The sequence below is a fragment of the Pseudoalteromonas rubra genome, from assembly GCF_004212645.1.
Taxonomy (GTDB): domain Bacteria; phylum Pseudomonadota; class Gammaproteobacteria; order Enterobacterales; family Alteromonadaceae; genus Pseudoalteromonas; species Pseudoalteromonas rubra_G.
Window position 1 is genome coordinate 72,174 of the sequence record NZ_PPUZ01000005.1, and the last position, 16,874, is coordinate 89,047.

General features: G+C 50.9%; 18 protein-coding genes. 4 read left to right on the forward strand and 14 right to left on the reverse strand.

The window, feature by feature from the left end:
* Nucleotides 1–1,122 carry a TRAP transporter substrate-binding protein gene (locus C3B51_RS02555; protein ID WP_130244069.1) on the reverse strand — a complete coding sequence of 374 codons (1,122 nt, stop codon included), beginning with the start codon at nt 1,120–1,122 and terminating at the stop codon, nt 1–3.
* A 243-nt stretch (nt 1,123–1,365) separates the two neighbouring features.
* On the opposite strand from C3B51_RS02555, the gene C3B51_RS02560 reads away from it, so the two are divergent.
* On the forward strand, nt 1,366–3,177 hold the full coding sequence (locus C3B51_RS02560) for a sensor histidine kinase (RefSeq protein ID WP_125716652.1): 1,812 nt from the start codon (nt 1,366–1,368) through the stop codon (nt 3,175–3,177).
* Nucleotides 3,178–3,193: 16 nt separating this feature from the next.
* Here C3B51_RS02560 and C3B51_RS02565 read toward each other — a convergent pair whose 3' ends face one another.
* The 7 genes from C3B51_RS02565 to C3B51_RS02595 form a co-directional block, all read right to left on the reverse strand.
* Nucleotides 3,194–5,032 (reverse strand): DUF885 domain-containing protein, encoded by a 1,839-nt coding sequence (locus tag C3B51_RS02565; protein WP_130244070.1) that lies wholly within the window; start codon nt 5,030–5,032, stop codon nt 3,194–3,196.
* Nucleotides 5,033–5,166: 134 nt separating this feature from the next.
* Complete coding sequence (hemW, locus tag C3B51_RS02570; protein WP_130244071.1) at nt 5,167–6,303, reverse strand: radical SAM family heme chaperone HemW; 1,137 nt, start codon at nt 6,301–6,303, stop codon at nt 5,167–5,169.
* Nucleotides 6,300–6,893, reverse strand: coding sequence for an RdgB/HAM1 family non-canonical purine NTP pyrophosphatase (gene rdgB, locus C3B51_RS02575; RefSeq protein WP_130244072.1), 594 nt, complete (start codon nt 6,891–6,893; stop codon nt 6,300–6,302). Before rdgB ends, hemW begins: the two co-directional genes overlap by 4 nt.
* 1 nt (nt 6,894) lies before the next feature.
* On the reverse strand, nt 6,895–7,341 hold the full coding sequence (locus tag C3B51_RS02580; protein WP_130244073.1) for a DUF4426 domain-containing protein: 447 nt from the start codon (nt 7,339–7,341) through the stop codon (nt 6,895–6,897).
* A gap of 18 nt (nt 7,342–7,359) precedes the next feature.
* Nucleotides 7,360–7,893 carry a YggT family protein gene (locus C3B51_RS02585; protein ID WP_125716647.1) on the reverse strand — a complete coding sequence of 178 codons (534 nt, stop codon included), beginning with the start codon at nt 7,891–7,893 and terminating at the stop codon, nt 7,360–7,362.
* 10 nt (nt 7,894–7,903) lie between these two features.
* Nucleotides 7,904–8,725 carry a pyrroline-5-carboxylate reductase gene (proC, locus tag C3B51_RS02590; protein WP_130244074.1) on the reverse strand — a complete coding sequence of 274 codons (822 nt, stop codon included), beginning with the start codon at nt 8,723–8,725 and terminating at the stop codon, nt 7,904–7,906.
* 15 nt (nt 8,726–8,740) lie between these two features.
* Nucleotides 8,741–9,424, reverse strand: a complete 684-nt coding sequence (locus C3B51_RS02595; RefSeq protein ID WP_130244075.1) for a YggS family pyridoxal phosphate-dependent enzyme — start codon at nt 9,422–9,424, stop codon at nt 8,741–8,743.
* 29 nt (nt 9,425–9,453) lie between these two features.
* Between C3B51_RS02595 and C3B51_RS02600 the strand changes: the two genes are divergently transcribed.
* Genes C3B51_RS02600 through C3B51_RS02610 form a run of 3 tightly spaced genes read left to right on the forward strand, consistent with a single transcriptional unit; the run spans nt 9,454 to nt 12,544 of the window.
* Nucleotides 9,454–10,500, forward strand: a complete 1,047-nt coding sequence (locus C3B51_RS02600) for a type IV pilus twitching motility protein PilT (protein WP_046003058.1) — start codon at nt 9,454–9,456, stop codon at nt 10,498–10,500.
* A gap of 15 nt (nt 10,501–10,515) precedes the next feature.
* On the forward strand, nt 10,516–11,640 hold the full coding sequence (locus C3B51_RS02605) for a PilT/PilU family type 4a pilus ATPase (protein WP_125716893.1): 1,125 nt from the start codon (nt 10,516–10,518) through the stop codon (nt 11,638–11,640).
* Complete coding sequence (locus tag C3B51_RS02610) at nt 11,612–12,544, forward strand: hypothetical protein (protein ID WP_240701839.1); 933 nt, start codon at nt 11,612–11,614, stop codon at nt 12,542–12,544. Before C3B51_RS02605 ends, C3B51_RS02610 begins: the two co-directional genes overlap by 29 nt.
* On the opposite strand, the gene ruvX is transcribed toward C3B51_RS02610, so the two are convergent.
* The 6 genes from ruvX to C3B51_RS02640 all read right to left on the reverse strand — a co-directional run bounded on the left by ruvX (nt 12,507) and on the right by C3B51_RS02640 (nt 16,826).
* Nucleotides 12,507–12,953 (reverse strand): Holliday junction resolvase RuvX, encoded by a 447-nt coding sequence (ruvX, locus tag C3B51_RS02615; RefSeq protein WP_125716644.1) that lies wholly within the window; start codon nt 12,951–12,953, stop codon nt 12,507–12,509. The two genes, C3B51_RS02610 and ruvX, sit on opposite strands and share 38 nt — an antisense overlap.
* Before the next feature lie 75 nt (nt 12,954–13,028).
* Nucleotides 13,029–13,586 carry a YqgE/AlgH family protein gene (locus C3B51_RS02620; protein ID WP_046003055.1) on the reverse strand — a complete coding sequence of 186 codons (558 nt, stop codon included), beginning with the start codon at nt 13,584–13,586 and terminating at the stop codon, nt 13,029–13,031.
* An 18-nt stretch (nt 13,587–13,604) separates the two neighbouring features.
* Complete coding sequence (gene gshB, locus C3B51_RS02625; protein WP_130244076.1) at nt 13,605–14,564, reverse strand: glutathione synthase; 960 nt, start codon at nt 14,562–14,564, stop codon at nt 13,605–13,607.
* 75 nt (nt 14,565–14,639) lie between these two features.
* The gene (rsmE, locus tag C3B51_RS02630) at nt 14,640–15,374 is read right to left on the reverse strand and encodes a 16S rRNA (uracil(1498)-N(3))-methyltransferase (RefSeq protein ID WP_125716642.1); all 735 of its coding nucleotides are present in this window, start codon (nt 15,372–15,374) and stop codon (nt 14,640–14,642) included.
* Between the two features lie 63 nt (nt 15,375–15,437).
* A complete protein-coding gene (locus tag C3B51_RS02635; protein ID WP_165389100.1) occupies nt 15,438–15,920 on the reverse strand; it encodes a hypothetical protein in 483 nt (160 codons plus the stop codon).
* 12 nt (nt 15,921–15,932) lie between these two features.
* Nucleotides 15,933–16,826: a hypothetical protein gene (locus tag C3B51_RS02640; protein WP_125716640.1), complete on the reverse strand. Its 894-nt coding sequence runs from the start codon at nt 16,824–16,826 to the stop codon at nt 15,933–15,935.
* Between the last annotated feature and the right edge of the window lie 48 nt (nt 16,827–16,874).

A 16,874-nucleotide genomic window follows, 5' to 3' on the forward strand; every position in this document is an offset into this window, starting at 1 on the left:
CTAGCTTGGAAAAGTCAGGCCATTATTGACTTGAGTGGCGGCCACAAAGGCATCAAAGGCACTGACTTTTCCCAACAGCGCGACCTTAGTGGCGTGCCATTCACGGCGCTGATAACCGCCAATCTCCTGCCAGGCGGCCATTTCATCGGCACTGGGGTAATAAATGGTTGCGCCATTTCTGAGCAGGCCGCGCTGACAATAAAGTGCAGCCTGACGGGCCACTGGCAGGTGTTGGGTAAAGGTTTTCTCGGCGCCTTCCCAAACGGCAATACGTAGTTTTCGTGGCAGTGATTTGAGCCACTGCTGATTAATAACCGATACCCAGCCATCCTGCACCGAATTAATCAAAGATACGGCTCCGATGTGGCGATTTAGCCCGTTGGGGCCGTTGTACAATCCGGTCACTGACGGGTCCAGCGCATCAAAGCGTCGATTGGCAGCCAGAGTGGCTGCTTTTTTCCAGGCTACCTGAACGGGCGTGGTGCCACAGAGCTGATAAAACTGCCTGAGTACCTGGCTGGCAGGCACGCGAAAAACCACATCAATGATGTCACTGGGGGTTTTCAGTAACTTGCCGTACTGGCGGGTGGAAGTCAGGGTTCTGGCGCCGGGCAGGTGATAGAGCAAAATTGCAAGCTCGCCCTGAGTGCGGAGCTGCTCACTGACCTGCTGTTGCCATAGTTTTGATGTGATCAGATTCAGATAGGACTGGGATTGCGCAGCCCAAAATGGAATATTGAGAATATCGAGCTTAGGTACTATGGGTGACAGGTTAGATACACTCAGCAGGGCCCCCTGAATGGCGCCCCGTGAGACCTGTACCGCCAGCTCATGGCCAACGCCTTGCTGGCCTTTATCACGGATCTCCACACAGATCTTACCATTGGAAAAGTCCTCAATATTATACTTTAACTGCTGATGCATATGAGGAGAGGAGAGCCACAAATCACTGTCGTAGGGAGAGGCGAAGATCAGGCGATGCCGAGCGCCAGTGCAGTTTTGCTGTTGTGCAGAAAAAGCGGGTAAGCCTGTACCGAGCAGTGGCAGCAGGGCTGCACTTTGGCGTAAGAAAGTCCGCCGACCAACAGAGGACGGACCTGGGGGTTTACGTAAGTTGCTCATGCCCTCACTCAAAGTAACTGCAACCCAATCGCATCAGGTCTAAATAGCTCATATTGTTAAAGTCTAGACTGCATTGGATTAAATGGAAAACGAACGTGGGTATCCGTTTCCCTGGGCTTGCCATAAATGAAGCGATATTCACGACGGAACAAACATGGCCATGGCAAAGTCTGGGCAGAGGCTCGCCGAACGCGATTATGTTGTCTAAGCTTAGGAAGAGTGGGGCGAGTCAGGAACACATTTGTGCAGTTAAAACAGTCACTTTTGTTATTTAAAGTGGCCGCAGTCGGGGCGGCGTTGATCATAGCGACAGTGAGCTGGTTCCTTTATCGGGAGCTGGATCACAGCAAGCAGCTTAACGATCACTTATTTAAACTACAAACCCAGATCCAGCGTTTACTGGACCAGGAAGAGCGCTTTGTGATTGAAAGGCAAAAAGCCTCGCTCCTGTCGATTGATGAGTATCGCTACGCTTATCGCGACAGTTTTAATGAGCTGGCCGCGCTGTTAGTATCGGATCATCAGCACCTGGCGCTGTTGTTTAAACTCGACGAGCAGGTTAACCGCTTTGCCGGATTATATGAGCAACTGGCTTCAATGCAGGCCTTGTTGGGCTATGACAAAGACGATGGCGTGTATGGTGAGTTCCGCAACAAAGCCCATGCCCTGCAGGCGCTTGCTAAAGCGGCAGAAGATCCGCAACTGGAGATCCTGCTGTTGGAGTTAAGGCGTCGGGAAAAAGACTTTTTGCTCAGGCTCGACAACAGCTACCTCAACCAGCATGGGGACTTGATTTTACAGGCCAAAAATCGCATCCGGGAGAAGTTTCCTGAGCGTGCGGAGTCGTTTTTATTAACGCTGGAGCAGTATCAGAACGGCTTTATCGTTTATACCAATGTGTTAAAAAAGCAGGGGCTGGACCACACGCAGGGCGTACGTGGTGAGCTCGGAGAGTTAAAGCTGGCGATCCGCGGCCACTTTACCATAGTGGCCAAACAGCTGTTTAGTGCTTATCAGGAAGAACAGCAACAGCTGATCCTGATCAGTTTGCTATCCATAGTGCTTAGCAGTGGCTTTAGCTTGCTGCTTTTATATTATCTCAACAGTCGGGTGTCTGATCAGGTGATGAGCATTGGCCGGGTGCTGGTCAGAGTGGCCAAGCATGAAGACTTTTCACTCCGGGTTAACCTTAACAGTGAAGATGAAATTGCGCAGATTGGTCATCATCTGGATGAGCTGCTGGATTTTATTGAGACCCTGATGGCGCGCCTCAGTGCAGCTCAGCAGCGACTGATTGAAGAGGCCAAAATGGCCAGTCTGAGTAATATGGTCAGCGGCTTTGCCCATGAACTGAACACCCCGCTGGGCATTGCCATTACCAGCCAGTCGCATCTTAAAGCCCAGGTCGAAAACATGCGCCGTGATTTAGACAGTGGCCAGCTGAAAAAAACCACCCTGACCAATCTTATCGGCGAAGCTGAGTCGGCGTTATTTTTGCTCGAAAACAATCTGCATCGTACCGCTTCTCTTATCGATGACTTTAAAAAAGTATCGGCACAGCAGCATTACGACACCGAAATGGAGTTTGATCTTAAAACCCTGGTGGAAGGGGTGTTTGACTGTTATCGCAGTGATTTGCCTGAAGACGAATATAGAATAGAGATAGAAATACCGGACAACCTGATCCTCAGTAGCTACCCGAATGTGTTCAACCAGATCATCGGTTACAGCCTCAATAACAGTATATTGCATGGCAAGCACCCAGACAGACCACTGACCATCATAGTGTCGGCGCACATTGTGAACGACTACGTGCATTTTTACTTTAAAGACGACGGACAGGGTATCGACAAAGAGCTGCTGCCAGTGATCTTTGAGCCTTTTGTGACATCAAAGCGGCACTCGGGTGGAACCGGGCTGGGCCTCAGTATTATTTACAACCTGGTGACGCAGAAATTAGGTGGGGAAATTAAAATACAAAGCCCCGCACATGGCGGGGCTTGCTTACACATTATTCTGGCAAACACGCCGTTTAAGACAGTATCACCAGAGTAAAGTTGCTAACGGTGGGTTAAGCTTTTTTGCTGGCAACCCACTCGTTCACGAACTGCTCGAGTACGTTCAGAGGGACCGGGCCGTTTTTAAGTACTACGTCGTGGAATTGGCGGATATCGAACTTGTCGCCCAGCTCTTTCTTCGCCGCTTCTCGCAATTCCAGGATTTTCAGCATGCCCACTTTGTACGCCGTTGCCTGAGATGGCATAACGATGTGGCGCTCAACCATTTTCACGGCGTCTGACTTCGCATTTGGCGTGTTATTGACGTAGTAATCAATTCCTTCCTGACGCGTCCACTTCATAGCATGGATACCTGTGTCGACTACCAGGCGGCAAGCACGCCATAATTCCATCGCTAAACGTCCAAAGTCTGAGTACGGGTCTTCATACAGGCCCATTTCTTTAGGTACCAGCTCAGAGTACAATCCCCAGCCCTCGGTGTAGGCGGTGTAACGACCGAACTTACGGAACTTAGGCATGTTTTCCAGTTCCATCGCAATGGCGATTTGCATGTGGTGGCCAGGTATACCTTCGTGGTAAGCCAGTGCTTCCATCTGGTAGGTTGGCATGGCTTCCATGTCATACAGGTTGGCATAGTAGACACCCGGGCGTGAGCCATCCGGTGCAGGTTGCTGATAGAAAGCTTTACCCGCTGATTTTTCACGGAAGGCTTCTACGCGTTTGACTATCATGTCGGCCTTAGGCTTGACGATGAACAGCTCGTCAAGACGCCCTTTCAGGGTGTCTATCATGGCTGTTGCGTCTGCCAGGTACTTAGCCTTGCCTTCTTCGGTATTAGGCAGGTAGAACTGCTTGTCGGTGCGCATAAACTCCATAAAGGCTTTCAGATCGCCCTTAAAGCCGACTTTCTCTTTGATTTCACGCATTTCATCGTGAATACGCGCCACTTCAGATAAACCAATTTTATGGATCTCTGCCGCCGTTAGGTCTGTGGTTGTGGTGCGAGCCAGGGCATTATTGAAGAACTTCTCACCGTCAGGGAACTTCCAGGCACCATCGCGGGTATCGGCACGCTTTTCAAGCTGCTGTAAGTAACCAATCAACATGCTGTAAGCTGGCTTAACAGCCGTTTTAAGTGCTTCAGTGGCCTCGCCGATCAATGCTTGTTTTTCGTTGTCTGCAATATCCAGTTTGTTGACTTTGCGTTTGAAGTCAGCCAGTAAAGTCGACTCTTCGCCTTCAACAAATGGCGCACCTTTAATGATGTTTTTGCTTGATTCAATCACATGAGGGAAAACAAACTTAGGTGCAATGATCCCCTTGTCAGCACGGATCTCCAGGTTTTTAACCAGCTGGTCGAACACCGCAGGGAAACCATTTAGACGTGAGATATACGCTTTTGCGTCTTTAACGTCGGTGATCTGGTGCTGATTGATCAAAAATGCAGGGAGCATCGTGTGAGTGCCGGACATCTGATTGACTGGATAGGTGTGATAACGCCACTGGAAGTCGGCTATTTCATTTTCCAGGTTTTGCTTAAACAGGTCATAGCTGACCTGAGTTTGTGCATCCAGTTTACTGCGATCAATGGCCTGTAGCCCAATCAGGTCTTTTTTAGCCAGCTCCAGATCTTCGATTGCACGAGCTTCTGACTCGTCATCCCATTTGTCGTAGTCTTGTTTAATACCAAGGTAGGTCTGGTATACCGGGCTGCGCATCACAGTACGCATAAAGGCTTCATCGAAAAAGGCGTTGGCTTTTTCAACTTCGCTTTGTACCACTTGTTGTGTTGTCGCCGTTTTGGCGGTGTTGTTTGGTTGTTCTGCTGTTTGCTGACAACCTGAGAGAAGCGCTGCTGCCACGGCTGCGGCAAGGAGTGTCATTTTACGCATGGGTTACCTTTTTTATTGTGTTCCAATTGGGTTTTGGAGGTTGGTGCAATGCCACCAACAAAATTTGTCTCCCGGCAGGTGCATGGACATCTGCCGGGGAGTTCCATTGCATCATCTAATTCAATGAGCAGGTATCAGACGAACAATTCTAGCAGGTCATTGAGATATCTGTGGCCCTTAATTGTTACCAACCATGAATCGCCTTGATCTTTCAGTAGCTTTTTATCAATCGCCTGATTAATGGCTGGCGTAATATCACTCAGTGATAAGCCGGTATAATCACAAAAGTCCTGTTTTTTGCAGGGCGTGTGTAATCGAAAGCAGTTCATAAAGAACTCAAACGGACGATCCGAAGGCGCTACCTGCCAGCTCTCATATAAGTACGATTTAGTCAGGTCCATATAACCACGTGGGTGTTTGACCTTAACGGTACGCAGGATCTGATTGCTGTCTGGTTGTGTAATTTTGCCATGTGCGCCACAGCCAATGCCCAGATAATCGCCGAACTGCCAGTAATTCAGGTTGTGTCGGCACTGATAGCCGGCTTTGGCGTAGCCTGAGATTTCGTATTGTTGATAGCCGTGTTTGGCAAGCAGTGCCTGGCCTTGCTCCTGAATGTCCCACAAGATTTCGTCCTGAGGCAGGGTCGGAGGCTTGGAGGCAAACTGGGTGTTTGGCTCAATGGTGAGCTGATACCAGGATAAGTGCGGCGGATTGAGATCAATCACCTGTTGCAGGTCACTCAGTGCGTCTGCAACGGATTGGTCTGGCAAGCCGTGCATCAGGTCCATGTTAAAGCTATTAAGACCTGCGTCATGGGCTTCCTGAGCTGCATGGCGGGCTTCTTGCTCACCGTGAATGCGCCCCAGAGCCTTAAGCTTATCTGCCTGTAAACTTTGCACGCCGATGGAAATACGGTTGATACCCGCTGCGACATAGTGCTTAAACCTGTCGGTTTCCACGGTACCCGGATTGGCTTCCAGGGTGATTTCTATGTCATCAGCAAAGCCAATCAGGGTTTCAATTTCGCCCAGCAGTTGCGTGTAAGCCGCGCCACTGAGCAAGCTGGGTGTGCCGCCACCAATAAAAATACTATGCAGTTTACGACCCTGTACCAGGTGCAGATCGGCGCGCAAGTCCGCGAGCAGATGCTGAATATACTCCTGCTCGGGGATCTCGCCTTTCTGACCATGGCTGTTAAAGTCGCAGTATGGGCATTTTTGCACGCACCAGGGCACGTGAATGTACAAACTTAACGGAGGAAGTTTCACAGCTGGCCTTTAAAGTGTGCCAGCAGTTGCTGTAATGCCTGACCACGGTGGCTGAGGGCATTTTTCTCGGCTTTGCTCAGTTGTGCTGAGGTACACTGGTTGCTTTCCACCCAGAATACCGGATCATAACCAAAGCCTTGTAGGCCTTGTTGATCTTCGGTAATGCGTCCTTCCCAGCTGGCCTGACAAATAATGGGGGTAGGGTCGTCGGCATGGCGCATGTAAACCAAAACGCACCAGAAACGGGCCGAGCGCTGCGTTTTTCCTGTCATTGCATCAAGCAGTTTGTCGATATTATCCTGATCGCTGGCATCTGCACCGGCGAAGCGGGCAGAGTAAACGCCCGGTGCGCCCTTAAGTGCGTCAACCTCCAGGCCTGAGTCGTCCGCAATCGCCGGTAACCCAGTGATTTTCGCCGCATGGCGCGCCTTGATAATGGCGTTTTCTACAAAAGTAGTGCCTGTTTCGGCCACTTCACCCACATTAAACTGGCTCTGTGGCAGGATTTCGATATTCAGGTCTTTAAGCATGCTGCCAAGTTCGGCCACTTTGCCCTGATTGCCAGTGGCAAGAACAATTTGTCTGGTCATATTAATCTACATAAAATTTTTGCTGAAATTTAAGCACGTGTTGGGTATTGCCCTGGCGGACCGTTACTTCAAAACGATAAGTGTCTTCATGATCCACATCCATTTGCGCCAGGTAATACACCGCATCACCCTCGACCACTTCTTTAAACGTTAAGTTGGTTTTGGTGCCGATCAGGCTGCGCGCATGTCCGGTTAATGTTGCGCGCTGTGCGGTGTTGCTGGCATCGTCTGCCAGCACAGAAATATTGATGATGGCTTTGCTGTTGCTGCGCGTTAAACCATAGGCGCTGGCAATGTTGGGCTGAATAAAGGTCGACGGAAAAGCGATGTAATGCACCTGCCAGTCACCCAGTTGCTTATACTGGCCCCCCTGCGGATTATTGGCATGTGCAGGTTGAGTGAACATCAGCACCGCCAGCAAAGACATCAGTGAGAATAACGTTTTCATTATGACTACTCCAAAGGCTTAACGTAGCAGATCCATCACCAGGATCTGCAAAAACTGCATGCCGATCAGCACGACCAGGATCGACAGGTCGAGCCCGCCCAGCGGTGGAATAATTTTACGAATAGGGCGCAGCATAGGTTCAGTAAGCTGATCAAAGACTGCGGCGATGGGATTATACCCCTGTGCGACCCAGCTCAAAATGGCACGGATAATCAGGATCCAGAACACCAGCGAAAAGGCTTCTTTGACCACGGTCAGGGCACCTGAAATGGCCGCACCCATGGCATCCCAGTAGCCGCCAAACATCAGCATCAGTACCGACATTTTGGCAAAGCCGACCAGCAGCGCCAGCACCAGCGACGCCAAGTCAAACCCGCCAAAGCCCGGAATGAGTTTACGCAGCGGGTTCACCGCGAAAGAAGTTGCCTTGATCACGGCCTGGCTTAGCGGGTTATAAAAGTCTGCTTTGACCAGCTGTAACCAAAAGCGCAATAGTACGACCATTAAAAACAGGTCAAAAATAATCCCTACCAAAAATTGCATGGCGTTCATTGTATGTCCTCTAGATTTGTTGTTCCATTTCCTGTGCCCGGGCAATGCAGGCATCCATGGCATCAGCCACGGTTTGTGGTAACTGGTTGGCTTTCAAATGTTCAACGGCTGCGTGAGTGGTGCCACCTTTTGAGGTGACGTTCGCACGCAACTGCGCAATGCTGATATCCTGCTGAGACAGCGCCATTTCAGCGGCACCCAGTGCGGTTTGCTGTACCAGCGCACGGGCCTGCTCAGGTGAAAAGCCCAGTGCAATGGCTTTTTCTTCAATGGCTTCCATAAATAAGAAAAAGTACGCCGGCGAAGAGCCCGTGACGGCTATCACATCATTAATTTGTGACTCTTCGTCCAGCCAGATGGCGATGCCGGTTGATGAAAAGACCTGTTCAATATAAGCCTTTTCTTCTTCACTGATGTCTGCGGCAAACAAGCCAGACACACCACGTCCAAGCAATGACGGTGTGTTTGGCATACAGCGTACCAGTTTAACATCCTGTGCCAGCATCTCGCGCAGGCGTTTAACCGTGATACCTGCGGCAACAGACACAAACAGCTTATCGCTGATATCCAGCCCGGCATCGACAAAGGTCTGACACAGATCGGCCATCATCTGTGGTTTAACAGACAGTACGATGACATCGGCTTGTTGCACCGCTTTGAGGTTATCCTGCTCGGTACGCACCCCGAAGTCGGCGTGAGCCTTAGCCAGCTTTTCAGCGTTGCGGTTGGTTGCAATGATACTTTGCGGGGCAAATCCGTTTTTGATCATGCCGCCGATGATGGCATAGCTCATATTTCCTGTGCCGATAAATGCAATCGTTTTATTAGCCATTGGGATTGTGTCACCTTATTGTCGTTTGCCAAAAATGTCCGTGCCGATGCGTACCATGGTCGCACCACCGTGAATGGCCATTTCCAGATCGCCACTCATACCCATCGACAAGGTATCCAGCTGTTGATATTGAGCCTTTAGTCTATCAAAGCAAGCCTTCATTTGGCGAAAATATTCCAGCTGCTGGTGTGGATCATCGGTTTGTGCGGTGATTGTCATCAGTCCGCGCAGCTCCAGTTGGCGCGCATCATCGATATAAGCGGCCAGTTCGTCCAGTTCACTCAGGGCGCAGCCAGACTTTTGCTCGTCATCACTGATATTGACCTGGATCAGGACCTTGATCGGCATCAGGTTATTGGGTCTTTGCTCATTCAAGCGGCGCGCTATCTTCAGGCGGTCGACGCTTTGCACCCAGGAAAAATGCTCGGCAATCTGACGTGATTTATTCGACTGGATGGGGCCGATGAAGTGCCATTCAATGTCTTTTTGCTGGTTAAAGTGGCGGACCTTGTCGACCGCTTCCTGAACATAAGACTCACCAAATAACCGCTGACCCGCAGCATAGGCTTGCTCAATAAGTTCGACAGGTTTGGTTTTTGACACCGCCAGCAATGCAACCTCCTGCTCGGTGGCATACTTTTGCTGTGCTTTTGCAATGCGATCATAGGCGTTGTTCAGCCGTTCTGCTATTGTAACCATATTATTATTTGCTCGTTGTGGAGTCTGAGATGGATATTACTGAATTATTGGCCTTTAGTGTGCAACACAAAGCATCGGATTTACACCTTTCATCAGGCGTTTCGCCGATGATCCGCGTTGATGGCGATGTGCGCCGGGTAAACATTCCTGCACTGGAAGCGAAGGATGTTAACAGCCTCGTTTACGATATTATGAATGATAACCAGCGCAAGGACTATGAGCAAAATCTTGAGGTAGATTTTTCGTTCGAAGTGCCAAACCTGGCCCGTTTTCGTGTTAATGCGTTCAACGCCAGTCGTGGTCCTGCGGCGGTGTTTCGAACCATCCCCAGCTCAGTGTTGACGCTGGAAGACTTGGGCGCACCGGAGATTTTCCGCAAAATTTCTGATTGCCCGCGTGGCTTAGTGCTGGTGACAGGCCCAACCGGGTCGGGTAAATCCACCACCCTGGCGGCCATGGTGGATTACATTAACAGTAACAAGCACCACCATATTCTGACCATCGAAGATCCCATCGAATTTGTCCACGATAACAAGTTGAGCCTGATCAACCAGCGTGAAGTACACCGCGATACCCATAGCTTTAACGCCGCGCTGCGCAGTGCTCTGCGTGAAGATCCCGACGTGATCCTGGTCGGTGAGCTGCGGGATCTGGAAACCATTCGCCTGGCCATGACCGCAGCCGAAACCGGTCATTTGGTGTTTGGCACACTGCACACCACCTCAGCGCCTAAGACCATCGACCGTATCATTGACGTTTTTCCCGGTGAGGAAAAAGACATGGTGCGTTCTATGCTTTCGGAGTCCCTGCAGGCGGTTATTTCACAAACTCTGGTGAAAAAAGTCGGTGGCGGTCGGGTGGCAGCCCACGAGATCATGATGGGGATCCCAGCCATCCGTAACCTCATTCGCGAAGATAAAATCGCGCAAATGTACTCGTCGATTCAGACCGGTGCAATGCACGGCATGCAAACCATGGATCAGTGCCTCACTAATCTGGTCAACCGCGGCCTGATCACCAATCAGGATGCACAGGCGAAAGCCCACGATAAGAACCAGTTTGGCACCTCATATTAAGTCCGGGAGCGTATGATGGAACTTGTACATTACCTGCAAACGATGAAAGACAAAGGCGCATCGGACTTGTTTGTGTCTGCCGGTTTGCCCGTCAGTGCCAAAATTGATGGTGAGCTGCGGGCGCTGGACGATGAGGTGCTGGATGCAGAGGCATCACTGGCCATGGTTGAGTCGGCCATGAGTGAGAAACAAAAACAGCAGTTTCATGGTGAGAAAGAATGTAACTTTGCGGTGGCGAACGAGATTGGTCGCTTCCGGGTATCGGCGTTCTGGCAGCGAGACTGTGCGGGCATGGTGATCCGTCGTATCGTGACGGATATCCCGGAAGTCAATGACTTGGGCCTGCCTTCAGTGCTGACCGACGTGATCATGTCTAAGCGTGGTCTGGTGTTATTCGTCGGTGGTACGGGCACGGGTAAGTCAACGTCGCTGGCGGCGTTACTGGGTTATCGTAATCGCAATCAGCGTGGCCATATTCTGACCATAGAAGATCCGATTGAATTTGTGCATCAGCACCGCAAGAGCATTATCACTCAGCGAGAAGTCGGGCTGGACACGGAAAGCTTTGAGTCGGCGCTAAAAAGCTCGCTGCGCCAGGCTCCGGATGTGATCCTGATCGGTGAAATTCGCTCGCGCGAGACCATGGAATACGCACTGAGCTTCGCCGAAACCGGCCACCTATGTGTGGCCACTTTGCACGCCAACAATGCCAACCAGGCCATTGACCGCATTATGCACCTGGTGCCGAAGGAAAAGCACGATAAGCTGAAATACGACTTGGCGCTCAACCTCAGAGCCATTGTGGCGCAGCAACTGGTGCCCTCGGCCAAAGGGGAAGGGCGTGTGGCGGCCATTGAGGTGATGCTGAACTCTCCAATGGTGGCGGAGCTGATTAAAAAAGGCGACATCGGCTCGATTAAAGAAACCATGTCCAAGTCTAAGGAAATGGGCATGCAAACCTTTGATCAGGCGTTGTTTGAATTGTATAAACAACAAAGGATCAACTATGCCGATGCGCTGCATCACGCCGACTCTCCGAACGACCTGCGTTTGATGATCAAATTGCAGAACAACGAGCAAAAAGGCGCTGGCTTTTTGCAAGGGGTGACCGTTGACGGCCTGGACGATAAAAAGCGTTAACCGGGCGCTGCACCGGGCGTTATTATGCCTGTGCTGTCAGCTGGCCAGCCCCGCTGTGCTGACTGCTGAGCAGTCGGTCGGCCACGGTGTGGTGGATATGTATATCCGCGATGATGTTTATGCCGACTATCTGCGTTTTTTGAATGGTCGTGAGCCCCTCGAGGTCACTCAATTCTCGGGCGACTATGTGCGCAGAGATGTGGTTGATATGGTGCTGGTGCAACAAGCGCTGGCACTGGGAGGCTTCAGAAAGTCTTTTACCTACCGGCCTGGTAATATCAATTTTCGTCATTCGAACTTGCTAGAGCAGGGTAAACTGTTATTGAGCTTCGACAGTTACTGGTATGCAGATGCCAAAGCCAAGGCAGATAAACTGTTTATCAGTGATGCGGTGATCCGCCGTGGCGAGTATTTTGCCGGGATATTCTATGCCCCGGATAATCTGGCAGTTGCACGCATCACCGGGCTCAGCGAGTTACGTGAGCTGAGCGCTGTCTCTACCAGCCGCTGGCGCACGGACTGGCAAACCTTGGCTAGTCTGGGTCTCAAACATGTGATGAATGAACCGGTCTGGGCGTCGCAGGCGCAAATGGTCAACCGCCAGTGGGTTGACTTTATGCTGATGCCGCTCATGCCTAGTCTGAATAACGAATTCAGACTGGATGAGATTGTGCTGGTGGCACACCCGAATTTAGTGGTGCAGTTTGATGGCAGCCGCCACTTTGTGGTGTCGCGCCTGCATCCAGATGGAGAAAGGGCATTTAAGGCACTACAAAGAGGCTTAAAGCAGCTCAGGGCGCGGGGGACGATCCGCCTCGCCTATGAGCAGGCAGGATTTATCCCCGACCTAAAACGCTACCGGGTGCTTAACCCCATTGCGCCTCAAAAAAACTCTCCAGAATAATAATGGCTGACATGCCATCGACCTTATCTTTGGCCAAAGAGCGATAGCCGCCTTGCTCAAACAAGCGGGCTTTAGCATCTGCAGTGGTGAGGCGTTCATCCTGAGTTTCGACTGGTAATCTGAATTGGTTGTGGAGCCGGTTGGCGAACTTTTTGGCGCGAAAGGTCAGGTCCTGGTTTGTGCCGTCCATGTTCAGTGGCAGGCCAACAACCAGCAGATCAGGTTGCCACTGTTCGATATAGGGGGCGATATCCTGCCAGTCGGGGATACCGTCGCGGGCTTTGACTGCGCCCAGACTGCTGGCTGTGCCGGTCATCTCCTGTCCTACGGCTAGACCAATGCTGCGGGTGCCAAAATCAAAGCCAATGACCGTACGCTGGCCTGGAGCTGCTTTTTCGTTATTACTCATGCTGTGTTTCTCAATAAAATACAGGCGACCGCCAACATGTGTGGTGGCGACGCGCTGTTAATGGGGTTGGTTGGCTCAGGCGTGACCCGCCTCGGTGCTTAGTTGTCCGGCATCTATACCAAGCATTTCTACCGCTTTTTCCCAGCGTTTTTCTGGTGGCGTATTAAAAATAATGGCCGGATCGGCTTCAATGATCAGCCAGGAGTTTTCCAGGATCTCTTTTTCCAGCTGCCCCTGCTCCCACCCGGAATAACCCAAAGTAATGATAAAGGCGTCCGGACAATTGTGTGAGGTCAGTGACGCCAGTACATCTTTTGAGGTGGTGATCATAATGTCTGAGCTGAGCTCGCGGCTGGATGCGTAGCCGGGTTTGGGGGTGTGCAAGACAAAGCCGCGGTCGGTATGAACTGGTCCACCGGCAAACACGGATTGGCTGGCGGCCGTACTGGATTTGTCGTTGTCTATTTCTATCTGATCGAGTAGCTCACCCACAGTGACGTTAATGGGGTGATTGACGACCAGGCCCATTGCGCCTTCTTCATTGTGCTCACAAATATAGGTGACTGTGTGCTTAAAGAAGGGATCTTGCAAATTTGGCATGGCGACCAAAAAATGATTGGCGAGTGATTGCATAGCGAGACCCCCTTTTCGTTACTCTTTAGTATGGTCGAGTTTTGCCGCAATGGCATCAAAAAACTTGTCCATAATCGAAATATCATAGGCCGCTTCGATTTCTTTGACACAGGTAGGCGCTGTGACATTAATCTCGGTGAGCTTGTCACCTATGATGTCCAGGCCCACAAAGATCAGCCCTTTTTCTTTTAAAACCGGCGCAACGGCTTCGGCAATTTTACGGTCACTGTCGCTGATCGGGCGCGCTTCTCCACGGCCACCTGCGGCCAGATTACCCCGTGTTTCGCCCCCTTGTGGAATGCGTGCCAGACAGTAAGGCATAACCTCGCCATCGACCACCAGTACGCGCTTGTCGCCGTCTTTAATGGCAGGCACGTAGTTTTGTGCCATGGCAAAGCGGCTGCCATGTTCGGTGAGGGTTTCGCAGATCACGCCAATATTAGGGTCGTCCTGAGTCACCCTGAAAATCGAGGCGCCACCCATGCCGTCCAGCGGCTTGAGAATGATGTCGCCATGCTTGGCCAGAAACTCTCGGATCTGCGCACTTGAGCGGGTCACTAAGGTATCCGGCGTGTGCTCGCTAAACCAGGCCGTAAACAGTTTTTCGTTAGCATCGCGCAAACTTTGTGGCTTGTTGATCACCAAAGTGCCGGCTTGCTCAGCGCGCTCGAGGATGTAAGTTGCGTAAATGTACTCAGTATCAAACGGCGGATCTTTGCGCATCAGGATCACGTTCAGTTCGCTCAGAGCAATGTCGTCTTTGTCGGCCAGCTCATACCAGTGATTTACATCGTCAAACACGGTTGCCTTGGCGGCGGTGGCCCGGGCTTCACCTTGGTATAAATACAAATCCTGCATTTCCATGTAGTAAAGCTCATAACCACGTGCCTGCGCTGCCAGCATCATGGCGAAGCCAGTATCTTTTTTGATATTAAAGCCACTGATTGGATCTGAGATGATCCCGAGTTTCGCTGCCATTGGGGTAACCTTATGTAAAGTGAATCAATTCAACTGCTAAGTGTCTGCTTAGGATATAAGGGCGAAACTGGCTTTTTAAAGGGCCAGATCGCCAAACTCAAGCTGTAATGCGCTGAGCACGGTCAGGGCTGCGGTTTCAGTGCGTAATACGCGTGGGCCGAGGCGAATATCAACAAACCCCTGCTGCTTGGTGGCGGCCATTTCTTCATCGGTAAAGCCCCCTTCAGGACCCACCAGAAAACGTACGCCGTGCTCAGGCTTTGGCAAGGTTTTAATTGAGTGCTCTGCTCTGGGGTGTAGTGTCAGCTTAAGTGCCTCACTGCTTTGTGTCAGCCACTCCTCGAGTGAAATCGGCGGGTGGATAGTCGTAATGGTGTTACGGCCAGACTGCTCAGCGGCCGCAATGGCGATTTTTTGCCATTGCTGATGTTTCTTTGCCAGTCGCTCACCACTGAGTTTGACGCCACAGCGAGTGGTGAATAGCGGCGTGATCTCAGTGATCCCAAGCTCTACGGACTTTTGAATGGTAAAGTCCATTTTATCGCCCCGCGAGATCCCCTGACCAAGGTGAATGGACAGTGGCGATTCAACCTGTTTATCAATAAACTGCTCAGGGATGACCTGAACTTTCTTTTTACTGACGGCACTGATGGTCGCCAGATACTCGCCGCCCTGGCCGTTAAACAGGCTGAGCTTATCCCCTTCACCCATACGCAGCACACGGGCAACATGGCCGGCAGCATCATCGCCAAGGTCGATTGCGTCGCCAATAACAAGGTCAGAAGGCTGGTAAATATGAGGTATGCGCATGGTGGACTATTCCGCTGTTAAATAGCCGTAATGGTAAGGGCTTATGTACAGCGAGTCCAGCACCTATTCGGCTTTGTCGGTGTGATGTTGGGCGAAGTCGAGGACTGAATTTTGCGTGGTTGCCGAGACGGTAGAATGGCAGGTCAGGTGGTTGTTGTTAAAGGGATCTCGCAGCGGGTGATAGACATATCCCCGGTCACTTTGTTCAACGGTGATACGTTGGCGATGTAGTGAGTTAAAAATAAACCGCTGTGCTTCGTCGGCCAGGTGGTAGTCGAGCGCATAGATCAATACGCCCTTCACTTTGTGATGCTCATGCAGGTAGGAGGCCAGCTCAGAGACGCTGATTTCATTGGCAAAGTCGCAGTAACAGTAGTCTTTGACCTGTTCCTGAAACATCATTTTCAGCATCTGCTTGGTGTTGTCACCGGCAATCAATAATTCACTGGGCGCATCAGGGCGCTGCGCCTTGAGGTGCGCAGCGAACTCTCTGCTGAATTCCCAGTTGCTGTCGACCAGCAAAAAGTTTTCTAGGTTTAAACGCACTAACAGGCCTGGTTACATTGAGAACATGTTAATAAGTAAATAGCCTATTGCACAGAAAACAGCAAACTCCAGACAAGCAATACCGATATTATCCTGGTGGTCAACTTCCAGTCCAATGTCCACTCTGGGCAACGCTAGCTGGAGCAGCAAATGGCTGATCCCATACAGCAGCAGCCACATCACGCCACAGTGCATCACAATTACAAAGAGGTTTTCGACGACTTTGGCACCATGATAAGGCGCACTGTGCAGACCCGCATAAATGGCCAGTGCCAGGCCAATACTTTTACCGGCATAGCGGATCCCGATGGAGGTGTTGGCCAGGTTAAAGTTCTGTTGTAACGACGCGCCCTGGTTGTAGCGGGCAAAGCGCCATTCTCGAATTTTACTGTCCAGCGCGCACATTAACTGCACCAGTAAAAAGCTGAGTGTTACAACCAGTAAGTTGCCAAAGCCCTGCGGGTGGATCCAGTGATACAGCCCCAGTACCAAAATGGTGTTGCCGATCAGCATGCCCGAGTCAACTACGGCGGCGCAGACATTTTGCTTCAAAATCGCTTGTTCTTCATTGAACTGAGAGAGGATCCATTTACGGTGAATATGCTGGCCAAAATAAATAAACACCAGAATAAGCAGTAGAATAATGCCGCTGCGCAGCGACTCGGCCTGTAACACCATCATGCCGGTGTCATTCAGAACATACGCGCAGCAGATCACGACCACGGCCAAATGTGTGGCGTAGCTTATCCCCAGTGCGAAGTTATCCCGCTTGGCGAGTTCATCCTCCAGCATTTGTCGGGCGCTGAACTGAACGTATAAACGCAGAGCGATGGTGAACACGCAGATCACAACAAAACTCACTAAGATGGCGAAAAAGTTGATATTGGCTAAAGACAAATAACTCATGCTAAGTGTAAGGTGATGGCAATTAAGTTTACTATAACACCGCTTTTT